Source organism: Vibrio genomosp. F10 str. 9ZD137 (assembly GCF_049974785.1).
Classification (GTDB): Bacteria; Pseudomonadota; Gammaproteobacteria; order Enterobacterales; family Vibrionaceae; genus Vibrio.
On the sequence record NZ_JBNGCJ010000341.1, the window covers coordinates 1 to 13,766 of the forward strand.

A 13,766-nucleotide genomic window follows, 5' to 3' on the forward strand; every position below is an offset into this window, starting at 1 on the left:
CAGGGGTGTTTTCTTACTTCTTTAGAAAGTAAGCTTAAACAATGTATTCCCAACACATCGCTCAAGTGCGGAGCGCATAATAGCAAACTCGCTCATGCTGTAAAGATTTTTCTTGTGATTTTGAATCAAATGCTGACTTTTTGGGCAAAGGCGTTGGTTTTTATACAAATAGGCTAAATGCCGGAACCACTATGCCAGCATAAACAAAAGAAAGTTCGAATATTATTGAAATAATTTACACTCATTGACGTTACTGTGCGTATCAATAGATATACTACAGCCAGTCAACAAAATTCAGCGAAGTACTATGAAAAATACAATAATATTCAGCGTCATAATGTCTATTTTCGTTTCTGCAACGGCTTATGCTAAAGGCCCTCGTACGGCTCCTTCGGTATCTGTCATCACTGAGTCAGTTCAAATTCACCATGTGTCTCAATCTTTGTCTCTTGTTGGTAAAATTGAATCCGATCAGTCGGTGGTCATTTCTTCGGAAGTCGCGGGAAAGGTCGATACGATCGCCGTGAAAGCGAACCAGAAAGTGACTAAAAATCAAATATTAGTCAAACTCGATGACGATAAAGCGATTGCATCTGTCGCAGAGGCCAAAGCTTATTTGCGGGATGAAAAACGTAAACTAACAGAATATGAGCGCTTGGCGAAACGCAATGCAATCACGCAAACGGAAATTGACGCACAGAAAACCAGTGTTGATATTGCCCAGGCTCGTTTAGATGCCGCTAATGCCAATTTACGCGATTTACACATCTCTGCGCCATTTGAAGGTACGGTAGGCTTTATTGACTTCAGTCGCGGCGAATTGGTGAGCGCAGGGAGTGAGTTGCTGACTCTCGATGATTTGTCTTTAATGAGATTGGATTTGCAAGTACCAGAGCACTATTTGTCACGATTATCGATTGGGATGGACGTGGTTGCAACGACTAGCGCTTGGGGCAGTGAACGTCAATTTAAAGGCGAAGTGGTTGGCATTGATTCCCGTATTAACCAAGAAACACTCAACCTACGGGTGCGTATCCACTTTGATAATACTGACATGAAATTGAAACCGGGCATGCTCGTATCGGCCGATATGGCTTTTCCAGAGATTGAAGCGCCGATTATTCCGGTTCAAGCACTGCAATACTCGGGAACTAAACGATTTGTTTATGTTGTGAACGATGACAATATCGCTAAAAAAACAGAAGTTATTTTAGGCGCTCGTATTGAGAACTTGGTGGTGATTGAGAAAGGGTTAGAGATAGGCCAGAAAATCGTTGTTCAGGGCATCGTTAATATGAGAGATGGCGTCTCGGTATCCGAATTGGGCGCTGATGGAAAAGCGAAGCAGAAGGAAACGAACTAATGTGGTTATCCGATGTATCGGTTAAACGACCGGTTTCTGCCATTGTACTTAGCTTACTATTGTGTGTCTTTGGTATTGTTTCGTTTAGTAAGCTTGCTGTTCGTGAGATGCCTGATATTGAAAGCCCTGTGGTATCCATATCAACTCGATATGAGGGGGCATCTGCAACCATTATCGAAAGCCAGATTACGTCCGCTCTTGAAGATCAGCTCTCTGGTATCAGTGGGATTGATGAAATTGAATCTACGACACGAAACGGCAGTTCGCGGATCACGATTACTTTTGATTTAGGTTATGACTTAAACACGGGGGTGAGTGATGTTCGCGATGCGGTTGCTCGAGCGCAGCGTTCTTTGCCGGATGAGGCGGATGATCCTATCGTCTTCAAGAACAATGGTTCTGGAGAAGCCTCTTTATACATCAACCTTAGTTCTTCAGAAATGGACAGAACACAGCTCACTGACTACATCGAACGTGTGCTGTTAGACCGTTTCAGTTTGATCAGTGGCGTCAGTTCAGTGGATGTGTCGGGTGGCCTCTACAAAGTCATGTATGTGAAGCTTAAGCCTGAACTCATGGCTGGGCGTGGCGTGACGACGTCAGATATTACCCAGGCATTAAAACAAGAAAACTTAGAAAGCCCGGGTGGAGAAGTGCGTAATGATTCGATTGTTATGTCCGTCCGGACTGCTCGAAGCTACAACTCTGCTGAAGATTTTGATTATCTCGTCGTAAAACGTGCCAGTGACAACACGCCTATTTACTTGAAAGACGTCGCCGATGTTTATGTTGGCGCTCAGAATGAAAGTTCCACGTTTAAAAGTGATGGGGTGGTCAACGTGAGTATGGGTATTATCCCTCAATCGGATGCAAACCCGCTCGATGTCGCTGATCTTGTGCATAAGCAAGTGGATGATATACAGCAGTTTTTGCCAGAAGGCACTCGTCTTGCTATTGATTATGACTCGACCGTGTTTATTGAGCGTTCCATTTCTGAAGTTTACAGTACGCTCTTTATTACAGGTGGGTTGGTTATTCTGGTGCTGTACATATTTATAGGCCAGGCCAGAGCCACGCTTATTCCCGCAGTGACGGTGCCGGTTTCGTTGATCTCATCATTTATTGCCGCTCATTATTTTGGTTTTTCAATTAACCTGATTACGTTGATGGCGTTGATTTTATCGATAGGCCTAGTCGTGGATGATGCGATCGTGGTGGTGGAAAACATCTTTCACCATATCGAGAAAGGTGAAAAACCGTTATTAGCGGCTTACAAAGGAACCAGAGAGGTTGGTTTTGCCGTTGTGGCGACAACGTTAGTGCTTGTTATGGTCTTCTTACCCATTTCTTTTATGGATGGAATGGTCGGGCTTTTGTTTACCGAGTTCTCGGTATTATTAGCCATGTCTGTCATTTTCTCATCGTTGGTGGCGCTGACTTTAACCCCGGTTCTAGGCAGTAAAATTCTCAAAGCCAATGTCAAACCGAATCGATTCAACCGTTTTATCGATAGATTGTTTACTAAGTTAGAGAACGGTTATCGCCGAGTATTAACGTTGGCGCTTAAGTGGAAGTTTGCGGCGCCTCTGGTCATCATGGCGTGTATTGGTGGCAGTTACGGTTTAATGCAACAAATTCCGGCACAGCTCACTCCATCAGAAGACCGTGGTGTTATCTTTGCCTTTGTGCGCGGTGCGGATGCAACGAGTTATAACCGAATGTCAGCCAACATGGACATTGTGGAAGAACGATTATTGCCACTTTTAGGACAAGGCTTTCTTAAATCTTTCAGTATCCAATCCCCAGCGTTTGGTGGTAATGCCGGTGACCAAACGGGCTTTGTTATCATGATTTTGGATGACTGGAACGAGCGCGATATTACCGCTCAAAATGCCCTTGGTGAAGTTAGGAAAGCACTTACAGGTATTCCCGACGTACGTGTATTCCCATTCATGCCCGGTTTTAGAGGGGGATCCAGTGAGCCAGTGCAGTTTGTCTTAGGCGGAACCGATTACCCTGAATTGATGGAGTGGGCCGAGCGATTAAAAGTCGAGGCTGAAAACTCCCCGTTAATGGAAGGGGCAGAGATTAACTATTCAGAGAAAACGCCGGAGCTTGTCGTCACGATTGATCGTCAACGAGCGGCTGAACTAGGGATCAGTGTGTCGGATATTTCGGATACGCTTGAAGTGATGTTGGGCGGTAAAACGGAAACCACGTTTGTTGAACGAGGCGAAGAGTATGACGTTTACCTTCGTGGTGATGAAAACAGCTTCAACAATGCTTCCGATTTGAGTCAAATCTACATGCGAACCGTGTCGGGTGAATTAGTGACGCTTGATGCGGTGACAAGCATTGAAGAAGTTGCGTCATCGATTCGTCTTGCTCACTACAATAAACAGAAATCGATTACCGTGACCGCAAACTTGGCTGGTGACTCGACGTTGGGCGATGCGCTCGATTTCTTAGATTCAAAAGCGATCGAACTGCTGCCGAACGAAATATCGGTGAGCTATTCTGGCGAATCGAAAGATTACAAAGAAAATCAATCGAGTATTTTGATTGTCTTTGCATTGGCTTTGCTGGTGGCCTATCTAGTGTTAGCCGCTCAATTTGAAAGCTTTATTAACCCATTAGTGGTGATGTTCACGGTGCCAATGGGGGTATTCGGTGGGTTCCTCGGTATGTACTTTATGGGACAGGGTCTGAATATATATAGCCAGATCGGTATGATTATGTTGATTGGTATGGTGACGAAAAATGGTATTTTGATCGTTGAATTTACCAACCAGTTGCGTGACCGAGGTATCGAGTTCCAACAAGCCATCGTCGATGCATCCGCAAGGCGGTTAAGACCCATCATGATGACGGCATTTACCACATTGGCGGGTGCCATTCCATTGATAACGTCAACAGGTGCAGGCTATGAAAGCCGAGTGGCGGTAGGTACGGTGATCTTCTTTGGTATGGGGTTTGCAACCCTGGTGACCCTGTTTGTTATTCCTGCTATGTATCGATTGATCTCTATTACGACGCACTCTCCAGGCCATGTTGAGGCGGAATTAAATAAAGAACTGCAACATGATGTTAAAACGAGAAGTGTGCATTAATGACACATTGAATTGAATGTTACAAACAGAAAGGGCTCGCCAGTGTGCGAGCCCTTTTTATGCTTGGAATAACTAGCCGTAAGTGACGGTATAACGAGTCGGCTTGTGATTCATGGCCAGAACCACATTGAGCGCGACGGTTCCAAGTAAAGACAAACCAATAACCTGTGGAGACACAAAAAAGAAAGAAGCGAACAAAATCGCCACATCAATAAGCATTTGAGTTTTTCCCACTGATATTCCAAATCGATCTTGGATCACTAAGCATAGAACGTTAAAGCCTCCGAGGCTAGAACGATGTCGAAATAGGATCAGCATTCCCAATCCCATTAACAATCCGCCAGCGATAGCGCAATAAATGTCATTGACGGTATCAAGGGTAATCACTAGGTATAAGTGATCGGCGAAAACAGAGACTAACGCACCGGAAATAGCACTATTTATGGCAAAGCGTTTGCCAAATCGCTGCCAGGCAAGTAAATAAAATGGGCAGTTAATAAGAAAATACAGAGTACCAAAAGACACTGAGACAATTTGGCTTAACAGCAGGGCTAATCCCGTTGTTCCGCCTGTGAGCAAATGCGCGGATTGAAGAAAGAATACCCCTTGAGCGACTAAGAAAGTCCCGGTTAAAATTGCAATCCAATCTTCTTTACTTGAGTGTTTTTCCATCAACTTGATTTTCTTCTAGAGACTATTGGGGCGAATAGTAGAGAAAAGATGATCTTTTCGGTAGCTAGAGAGATAAAATTAGGGTAAACCTATGTAATTATCGTTTTACAGGGTGTAAAGCGAAAACTTGACAGTAAGCCGCTTGTGGGTGATTAAGGTACGACAAGCATTATAAAGCTTATAAGTCATTATGAATAAACTGCATGATAAAAAGTGATTTTGCTCTTTATGATACAGATCAAATTATGTAGAATGCTTTTCATAAATTCGACCTACGTAAACGTTTGCGTACGGTTGTTGTGTGGTTTTTTTGAAACTTTCAGTACAATCTGAGTCAGGAGATACAGATGCTAACACGTGACATGAACATTGCAGATTATGATGCAGACCTATTTGAAGCGATCCAAGAGGAAACGGTTCGCCAAGAAGAACATATTGAGCTTATCGCTTCTGAAAACTACACAAGCCCACGTGTAATGGAAGCTCAAGGCTCTCAGTTAACGAACAAATATGCAGAAGGTTACCCTGGTAAGCGTTACTACGGTGGCTGTGAGTTCGTTGATAAGGTTGAAACATTGGCAATTGAGCGTGCATGTGAACTGTTTGGCGCACAATACGCAAACGTACAGCCACACTCAGGTTCTCAAGCAAATAACGCTGTCTACATGGCGCTACTAAACGCGGGTGATACTGTTCTTGGTATGAGCCTAGCGCACGGTGGTCACCTCACTCACGGTTCTCCTGTCAACTTCTCTGGTAAGCTTTACAACATCATCCCTTACGGTATCGATGAAGCAGGCCAAATCGATTACGAAGAGATGGAAGCGCTGGCTATCGAGCACAAGCCTAAGATGATCATCGGTGGTTTCTCAGCTTACTCTCAAGTTTGTGATTGGAAGCGTATGCGTGAAATCGCTGACAAAGTCGGTGCTTACTTCTTCGTCGATATGGCTCACGTTGCTGGTCTAATCGCTGCAGGCGTTTACCCGAACCCAGTTCCACACGCTCACGTTGTAACGACGACAACGCACAAAACGCTTGCGGGTCCTCGTGGCGGTCTTATCCTTTCTAACGAAGGCGAAGATCTTTACAAGAAACTAAACTCAGCAGTATTCCCAGGCGGCCAAGGTGGCCCTCTAATGCACGTTATCGCGGGTAAAGCAGTAGCGTTCAAAGAAGCGCTAGAGCCAGAGTTCAAAGAATACCAAGCTCGCGTAGTGGCTAACGCAAAAGCAATGGTTGCTGAGTTCCTAGCTCGCGGTTACAACATCGTTTCTGGTTCTACAGAGAACCACCTGTTCCTAGTTGACCTAATCGACAAAGACATCACAGGTAAAGAAGCCGATGCAGCACTAGGTGCAGCGAACATCACTGTGAATAAGAACTCAGTACCAAACGATCCACGTAGCCCGTTTGTTACGTCTGGTATCCGTATCGGTTCTCCTTCTATTACTCGTCGCGGTTTTTCAGAAGCCGACGCGAAAGAGCTAGCAGGTTGGATGTGTGACATCCTAGATAACATGGGTGATGAGTCTGTTATCGAAGCAACGAAAGCGAAAGTACTAGAGATCTGTAAGCGTCTACCGGTTTACGCTTAATTTTTCTGCCTTAACTGTTCTATTTCGGTGTTAAAGGTGCTCATTTACTAGCGTAAACTCCGCGCCTTTTCCTAGAACTAGAATCAGTTAAGTTTGAAAATAATAATGAAGAGCTTCCAATTTGGGGGCTCTTTTAGTTTCTGCGTAGAACGAAACTTAGAAACAAAAAGACCAGCTTGTTGAAGGGCTGGTCTTTTTAATATCGGTTATAGTCTAAAAGGTCGTCTTACTTTTTCGAAATACTCAGCAAGGTGCCTGACTTACACTGGAATGAGTAGTATTTTCGGCTTTCGTTGAATTTACCCAACCCTTCACCGTCACAGTAATCAATATTGATATCACGCATAACCTCTAACGTTTCTTCTGATGTTAGAGCGAACTTCGAACCATCTGAGCAGACAATTCTTACACGACCATCATCACTGACCGAATAAATATCGACCTCAGTGTTACAAAGCTCAAAAGAGGCTTCTCTATAGTTGTCTTGTTTGGTGTTGTTAGCACAACCAGCAGTAACGGCTGCGAACATCAGCGCCAATAATCCCATTCTATTCATTTTTATTCCTTAGCTATCTCAACGATAGGTGAGTACATTCCGTTAGTTTCTTTAGCCTATCGATTTTACCGTTCAGTTTCAATTGAGAAGCGGATTATTCACCATCTATTATTAACAATGGATTATTAACCATAGATCAGAAAGTAAAGTCGATGATATCACCGACTTTATCAATATTGGCGTTACTTAACTTCTTTGCCCTGTGCTTGCATATCGGCATGGTAAGAAGAACGCACAAACGGGCCACAAGCTGCGTGAGTGAAACCTAAATCCAACGCAATTTCTTTCAACTCTTCAAATTCAGCCGGCGGTACATAGCGTTCCACTGGCAAATGGTGACGGCTTGGTGCGAGGTACTGACCCAGAGTGAGCATGGTAACATCGTGCTCACGTAAGTCCTTAAGAACTTGAATGATCTCTTCTTTTGTTTCCCCAAGCCCCATCATTACCCCCGATTTTGTCGGAACATTAGGGTGTTGCTGTTTAAACTTTTTAAGAAGTTCTAACGACCACTTGTAGTTCGCACCTGGGCGCGCTTTACGGTACAGGCGTGGGGCGGTTTCTAGGTTATGGTTAAAGACATCCGGTGGGTTGTCTTTGAGTAACTCAAGGGCGATGTCCATACGGCCACGAAAGTCAGGGACCAATGTTTCAATGTGAATGTTAGGGTTAAGCTCGCGGATTTCTCGGTTACAATCGGCAAAGTGCTGTGCGCCTCCGTCTCTCAAGTCGTCTCTATCGACAGAGGTAATCACCACATACTTAAGTTTCATGTCTTTAATGGTTTGTGCCAGCTTCTTCGGTTCATCGCCTTCAGGAGCAAGAGGTCGGCCGTGGCCAACATCACAAAATGGGCAGCGGCGTGTACAGATAGCACCTAGAATCATGAAGGTTGCCGTTCCGTGGTTGAAACACTCTGAAAGGTTAGGGCAAGAGGCTTCTTCACACACCGAGTTAAGGTTATTTTTACGTAGAGCCGACTTGATCTCTTTGATGCGCTTACTGTCAGATGGCAGCTTTATTTTCATCCAGTCTGGTTTACGCAATACTTCTTTTGTTTCGCTTGGCATGTTTTTAACAGGAATCAATGCCATTTTGTCAGCGTCTCTGTATTTGACGCCTTTTTCCATTTGAATTGGTTTGCTCATGATTTTACTGCTTCTCGTTAAGGGCTTTTGTGCAAAATTTAACGTGCTCGTAGTCTAGGAGTGCGACGAGTTCTTGTATTAATTGCTGTTCAACGACGTCTAGCTGACTTGGTCCACCTAACTGGCTAACCTGTACCATTTCCATTCCTGCATAACCACATGGATTGATACGCAAAAACGGAGACAAGTCCATATCAACATTCAGTGCTAGACCATGAAAAGAACAGCCTTTTCGAATTCTTAATCCAAGGGAACAGATCTTTTTATTGTCGGAATAAACACCGGGTGCGTCGGGCTTGGCTGAAGCTTCGATATTGTAAGCTTTCAGAGTATTAATGACGAGATTCTCAATATGTGTAACGAGATCTCGAACGCCTAATTTTTTTCGTCTTAGGTTAATTAAGAAGTAGGCCACTAACTGACCTGGACCATGATAAGTGACTTGCCCCCCACGATCACTTTGTACGACAGGAATATCACCCGCAGCGAGAATATGCTCTGCTTTTCCTGCCTGCCCCTGCGTAAATACAGGATTATGCTCAACTAACCAAATTTCATCGCTACTTTCATCGGTTCGATTGTCGGTGAACTCGTGCATCGCTTTCCATACAGGATGGTAATCTTGGCGACCAAGTTGTCTGACGACTAATTGATTTAGCATTCCGCTTTCCGTAGTGATTTGTAAAGTTATCGCATTATAAACACATTCATGAGAATGAACTACATATTGATAACCACAAATTAACTAGAAAAAATGCTCATATATCATAGGTGTCTGATTGAAAACAAAAAAGCAGCCAATGGCTGCTTTCAATATTATTTTAAAGTTTAAACTTTATTATAAGACCATGCGTACGATATCAATATCGCCGAGCTCTTTATACAGGGTTTCTACCTGCTCAATTGAGGTTGCTGTGATGTTGATTGACACTGAATTATACGTGCCTTTAGCGCTTGGCTTAACGACTGGGCTGTAGTCACCTGGAGCATGACGTTGAATGACTTCCAATACCAACTCCGGTAATTCAGGTTTTGCGTAGCCCATCACTTTAAAGGTGAATGAACACGGGAATTCGAGCAAGTCTTTAAGCTTTGCATCTGAATTAATGGTCATCATTGTAGATACTCCAAGGTTAAATCGGTTTTTAGGGGACGCATATTACTGTCTATTGAGCGGAATCTCAACTAAGTACCAAAAGGAAAAAAGCTGCACTAGGCAGCTTTTCAAATAATTAAAAAGGTCAGATTAGAAAAAACCTTTGAAAAGTAACATTAGATAGTCCCAAAGTCGGCTAAATAGACCGCCTTGCTGAACGTCTTCTAGAGCGAGTAATGGGTATTCGGCAACATCTTCGCCTTCAAGTTGGTAGAAAAGTTTACCGACTACGTCACCTTTCATGATCGGTGCTTCTAGTTCACTTTCAAGAACAAAACTTGCGGTTAGGTTCTTGGCTTGGCCACGAGGTAAGGTCACGTAAGTGTCGACATCCACGCCTAAAGCAACACTATCTTTGTCACCCATCCAGATTTTTTCTTCAACGAAGGTTTCGCCAGCACTGTGAGGTGCGACTGTTTCGAAGAATCTAAAACCATAGCTGAGTAGTTTTTTGCTTTCAGATTTTCGTGCATTGGCGTTTTTGGTGCCCATTACGACCGCCACCAAACGCATTTTACCTTCAGTCGCTGAGCTGACTAAGCTATAACCTGCATTACTTGTGTGGCCGGTTTTAATGCCATCAACATTCATGCTCTTGTCCCACAATAATCCGTTACGGTTGTACTGTGTGATGCCGTTGTAAGTGTATTTTTTTTCTGAGTAGATACGGTACTCGTCGGGTACGTCGCGGATCAGCGCCGATCCTAAAAGCGCCATATCGTACGGGGTAGAATAGAGACTATCGCTGTCTAAACCATGTACATTGGCAAAGTGAGTGTTGGTCATGCCAATGGTATCTGCCCAAGCATTCATCAAATCGACAAAGGCGTCTTCTGATCCTGCAATATGCTCAGCCATCGCGACACAGGCATCATTACCCGATTGAACGATAATACCGCGGTTGAGATCTTCAACGGTCACTGTTGTACCGACTTCGATGAACATTTTTGATGAGTCAGGAAAGTTCTTCGCCCACGCGTTTTCACTGATGGTCACTTCATCGGTCAGTGAAAGGTTACCACGCTCTATCTCTTGACCAACGACGTAGCTTGTCATCATCTTGGTTAAGCTTGCTGGGGATAATTTGGTATTCATCTCTTTTTCAGCCAGAACTTTTCCGGAATGAAAATCAAGAAGAACGAATCCTTTTGCAGCGATTTGGGGCGCGTCAGGTACGACTATTGGTGAGGCGTTAGCCAGAGTAGTTGCAACGGAAGAAAGAGCAATCGAGCATGTGAGGATGGTATTAAATACTGATGTTTTTTTCATGATGAATACAAAATTTTTGTTTTAACTGTCCGTATATTAACAGAAACCATTATTCACACCAGTGCCACGTCTATGGCACCGAATATGATGAGTGATTACTGGGCGACTGTGTGCTTTTTTATGAAGGCTGAAGAGTATCCAAGCACTTTAACTTGCTCAAGGGTCTGTTGCGTCAACGTATAGTCATTAAATGGCCCGAGAAAAACACGATGAAGGGATTGATTGGATTCAATATAACTGGGTACAGACAATTTTGCCGCGAGATCGTTGGAGAGGTTTAAAGAGCGATCTTGGTGCTTCGAGGTAGCGACTTGCACAATATAGCTTGGTAGTGCGTTTTGTTTATGGGCGGATTCTGGCCGTTCAACCGTAATGACTTCAATTTCCACATTAGCAACACCTGTTTTGACGACATCCAGTTTGATGGCAGCGGCATAGCTTAAATCGATGATGCGACCCTCATGAAATGGGCCTCGGTCATTAACACGAACTACGGTCGATTTTCCGTTATCCTGATTAGTGACTTTGACGTAGCTAGGAATCGGCAGAGTTTTATGCGCTGCTGTCATCGAATACATGTCGTAAATTTCACCATTTGAAGTCAAATGACCGTGAAATTTTTTACCATACCAAGAGGCTTTGCCCGTTTCGGTAAAGCCTTTCGCGTTTTTAACGATAACGTAGCTGTTGCCACGGAGGGTGTAATTACTGTTTCCCCCCAAGCTATAAGGTTCATATTGAGGTACCGCATCTTCAATATGATCGACCGAAATAGGTTCTTTGGGCGCGACGTCTTGATCGAGGCTATAGCGGCCAGATGACGAACAACCGAATAAGGTTGCACTGGTCACTGCGAGTATGAGAATGTGCTTCTGGATGATCAATTTATGTTGCCTTTGAGAATGCATTTCTATGAGTGTGTATCGACATCAATATGCCAAAGCCCGCCATCAAGGTGACCATTGAGGTACCACCATAGCTAATGAGTGGTAGAGGAACGCCAACAACGGGCAAAATACCACTGACCATGCCAATGTTAACAAAGACGTAGACAAAGAAGCTTAAGATAATGCTGCCCGCCATCATTCGTCCAAAAGAGGTTTGAGCTTGGCTCGCTAGATATAAGCCTCTTCCCATGATGAACAGATAAATGGTCAGCAAAGCGAGAATCCCTAGCATGCCCCATTCTTCTGCGATAACCGCAAAGATAAAGTCAGTATGTCGCTCGGGTAGAAACTCGAGTTGAGACTGAGTGCCTTGCAGCCAACCTTTACCGGATATGCCGCCCGAACCGATTGCTATCTTACTTTGGATGATGTGGTAGCCAGCACCCAGCGGATCGGACTCAGGATTAAACAGTGTTCTAACGCGTACTTTTTGGTACTCGCGCATTAAATAAAACCATAATATGGGCGCAAAAGCCCCTACACAGGCCATCGCTGCAAAAATGATTTTCCAGCTGATACCCGCTAGAAATATAACAAAAATACCTGAAGCGGCGATGAGAATGGATGTGCCTAGATCGGGCTGCTTAGCAATCAGAATCGTGGGAACAAATACCATCACCAATGAGATTATAATGGTTCTAAAGCTTGGCGGTATAGCTCGTTTTCCTATGTAACGCGCGACCATTAAAGGAACGGCTAGCTTAAGTAATTCAGAGGGTTGAAAGCGAATAAACCCTAAGTTTAACCAACGTTGCGCTCCCTTTGAGGCTTCACCAAAAAACAGCACTCCAAGCAACAAGGTTATGCCACAAAAGAATAAAAAAGGAGCCAGTGATTCGTAGGTTCGAGGGGAGATTTGAGCCAACATTGCCATAACGCCTAGTGACAGCGCCATTCGCATTGCTTGTCTGTCCATCATCCCATAGCTTTGCCCACTTGCGCTGTACATCACAACAAGGCCAAATGCCATCAGGACAAGTATGCCGAGTAATAGCGGCAGGTCGATATGAAAGCGGTGAAAAAAAGCGCGATTGTTTCCTGTTGAAGGATCAAAGATCATTGTTCTGTTCCTTCTTGTCTTTCAAGTATTGCATGATCAAATATTCGTCTGACGACTGGACCACCATGAGTGGAGCCTCCGCCTGCATTTTCTAATACGACAGTAACGACGAACTCGGGCTTATCGAAAGGCGCATAACCGGTAAACAGGGCATGATCGCGAAGATGCTCTTCTAATTCATCCGCGTTATATTCTTGGTCTTCTGCAAGGCCAAATACCTGCGCCGTTCCTGACTTGCCTGCACTGACATATTTAAGGTCTCTAAACGCACGTCGCGCCGTTCCCTTGACACCGTGGTTAACCAGACGCATGCCTTCGGTTGCGACATTCCAGTATCGTTCAGGAACCCCGGTAATAGGAGGGTATGTTTCAAAATCCTCCAGCTGTTGAAGGTCAAACTTCTCGCCATTTTTAATCGTTGAACGGAGTAAATGTGGCGCCGTGACTTCGCCATGATTAATGAGGACAGAGGTAGCTTTGGCGATTTGCATCGGCGTTGCTGTCCAGTAGCCCTGGCCTATCCCCACAGGAATGGTATCGCCTTGGTACCAAGGCGTGCGATGACGGGCGACTTTCCAGTCTCTAGTGGGCATATTGGCTTTACTTTCTTCGTAAATATCAATACCGGTATATTCGCCAAAACCAAACATGCTCATCCAACTTGATAGGCGATCTATGCCCATATCATAAGCGATTTGGTAGTAGAAAGTATCCACGGATTCTTCAATAGATTTTACAATGTCGACCTTTCCGTGTCCCCAACGAAGCCAATCTCTAAAAGGGCGAGTCTTCGAATTTGGTATTTTCCAGTAGCCAGGGTCATTACGCACGGTTTTCGTTGTAACGACACCTTCTTGCAGGGCTGCCACGGCGATGAAAGGTTTGAC

The 13,766-nt window shown here is 44.3% G+C and carries 12 protein-coding genes; 3 read left to right on the forward strand and 9 right to left on the reverse strand.

Features of this window, described 5'->3' with window-relative positions; all coding sequences use genetic code 11:
* Positions 1 to 307 precede the first annotated feature (307 nt).
* Positions 308 to 1,363 (forward strand): efflux RND transporter periplasmic adaptor subunit, encoded by a 1,056-nt coding sequence (locus ACP45E_RS07240; RefSeq protein ID WP_026026751.1) that lies wholly within the window; start codon positions 308 to 310, stop codon positions 1,361 to 1,363.
* Positions 1,363 to 4,473 (forward strand): vibriobactin export RND transporter permease subunit VexH, encoded by a 3,111-nt coding sequence (gene vexH / locus ACP45E_RS07245; RefSeq protein ID WP_017034712.1) that lies wholly within the window; start codon positions 1,363 to 1,365, stop codon positions 4,471 to 4,473. The genes ACP45E_RS07240 and vexH overlap by 1 nt, the downstream gene beginning before the upstream one ends.
* 72 nt (positions 4,474 to 4,545) lie before the next feature.
* On the opposite strand, the gene ACP45E_RS07250 is transcribed toward vexH, so the two are convergent.
* A complete protein-coding gene (locus ACP45E_RS07250) occupies positions 4,546 to 5,145 on the reverse strand; it encodes a YitT family protein (protein ID WP_017034711.1) in 600 nt (199 codons plus the stop codon).
* Between the two features lie 347 nt (positions 5,146 to 5,492).
* Here ACP45E_RS07250 and glyA point away from each other — a divergent pair, with 347 nt between their 5' ends.
* Positions 5,493 to 6,743 carry a serine hydroxymethyltransferase gene (gene glyA / locus ACP45E_RS07255; protein WP_017038851.1) on the forward strand — a complete coding sequence of 417 codons (1,251 nt, stop codon included), beginning with the start codon at positions 5,493 to 5,495 and terminating at the stop codon, positions 6,741 to 6,743.
* A gap of 226 nt (positions 6,744 to 6,969) precedes the next feature.
* On the opposite strand, the gene ACP45E_RS07260 is transcribed toward glyA, so the two are convergent.
* The 8 genes from ACP45E_RS07260 to ACP45E_RS07295 form a co-directional block, all read right to left on the reverse strand.
* A complete protein-coding gene (locus ACP45E_RS07260) occupies positions 6,970 to 7,299 on the reverse strand; it encodes a hypothetical protein (protein ID WP_017034709.1) in 330 nt (109 codons plus the stop codon).
* 182 nt (positions 7,300 to 7,481) lie between these two features.
* Entirely contained in the window at positions 7,482 to 8,447 is a 966-nt protein-coding gene (gene lipA / locus ACP45E_RS07265) for a lipoyl synthase (protein WP_017034708.1), read from the reverse strand.
* Between the two features lie 4 nt (positions 8,448 to 8,451).
* Complete coding sequence (gene lipB / locus ACP45E_RS07270) at positions 8,452 to 9,108, reverse strand: lipoyl(octanoyl) transferase LipB (RefSeq protein WP_017038850.1); 657 nt, start codon at positions 9,106 to 9,108, stop codon at positions 8,452 to 8,454.
* A gap of 177 nt (positions 9,109 to 9,285) precedes the next feature.
* Positions 9,286 to 9,564 (reverse strand): DUF493 family protein YbeD, encoded by a 279-nt coding sequence (ybeD, locus tag ACP45E_RS07275; RefSeq protein ID WP_017034706.1) that lies wholly within the window; start codon positions 9,562 to 9,564, stop codon positions 9,286 to 9,288.
* Positions 9,565 to 9,693: 129 nt separating this feature from the next.
* Positions 9,694 to 10,872 (reverse strand): serine hydrolase, encoded by a 1,179-nt coding sequence (locus ACP45E_RS07280; RefSeq protein WP_017038849.1) that lies wholly within the window; start codon positions 10,870 to 10,872, stop codon positions 9,694 to 9,696.
* Positions 10,873 to 10,967: 95 nt separating this feature from the next.
* On the reverse strand, positions 10,968 to 11,780 hold the full coding sequence (locus ACP45E_RS07285) for a septal ring lytic transglycosylase RlpA family protein (protein WP_017038848.1): 813 nt from the start codon (positions 11,778 to 11,780) through the stop codon (positions 10,968 to 10,970).
* Positions 11,758 to 12,879 carry a rod shape-determining protein RodA gene (rodA, locus tag ACP45E_RS07290; protein WP_017038847.1) on the reverse strand — a complete coding sequence of 374 codons (1,122 nt, stop codon included), beginning with the start codon at positions 12,877 to 12,879 and terminating at the stop codon, positions 11,758 to 11,760. Before rodA ends, ACP45E_RS07285 begins: the two co-directional genes overlap by 23 nt.
* Positions 12,876 to 13,766 (reverse strand): penicillin-binding transpeptidase domain-containing protein (locus ACP45E_RS07295; protein ID WP_277815686.1); only part of this gene is annotated, 891 nt, incomplete at its 5' end. The genes ACP45E_RS07295 and rodA, both read right to left, overlap by 4 nt.

What these genes read in the sequence shown, in the direction of transcription:
- lipA (WP_017034708.1), bottom strand. Translation starts at nt 8,447, where the DNA reads ATGAGCAAACCAATTCAAATGGAAAAAGGCGTCAAATACAGAGACGCT.
- ACP45E_RS07280 (WP_017038849.1), bottom strand. Translation starts at nt 10,872, where the DNA reads ATGAAAAAAACATCAGTATTTAATACCATCCTCACATGCTCGATTGCT.
- ACP45E_RS07285 (WP_017038848.1), bottom strand. Translation starts at nt 11,780, where the DNA reads ATGCATTCTCAAAGGCAACATAAATTGATCATCCAGAAGCACATTCTC.
- vexH (WP_017034712.1), top strand. Translation starts at nt 1,363, where the DNA reads ATGTGGTTATCCGATGTATCGGTTAAACGACCGGTTTCTGCCATTGTA.
- lipB (WP_017038850.1), bottom strand. Translation starts at nt 9,108, where the DNA reads ATGCTAAATCAATTAGTCGTCAGACAACTTGGTCGCCAAGATTACCAT.
- ACP45E_RS07250 (WP_017034711.1), bottom strand. Translation starts at nt 5,145, where the DNA reads ATGGAAAAACACTCAAGTAAAGAAGATTGGATTGCAATTTTAACCGGG.
- ACP45E_RS07240 (WP_026026751.1), top strand. Translation starts at nt 308, where the DNA reads ATGAAAAATACAATAATATTCAGCGTCATAATGTCTATTTTCGTTTCT.
- glyA (WP_017038851.1), top strand. Translation starts at nt 5,493, where the DNA reads ATGCTAACACGTGACATGAACATTGCAGATTATGATGCAGACCTATTT.
- ybeD (WP_017034706.1), bottom strand. Translation starts at nt 9,564, where the DNA reads ATGATGACCATTAATTCAGATGCAAAGCTTAAAGACTTGCTCGAATTC.
- rodA (WP_017038847.1), bottom strand. Translation starts at nt 12,879, where the DNA reads ATGATCTTTGATCCTTCAACAGGAAACAATCGCGCTTTTTTTCACCGC.
- ACP45E_RS07260 (WP_017034709.1), bottom strand. Translation starts at nt 7,299, where the DNA reads ATGAATAGAATGGGATTATTGGCGCTGATGTTCGCAGCCGTTACTGCT.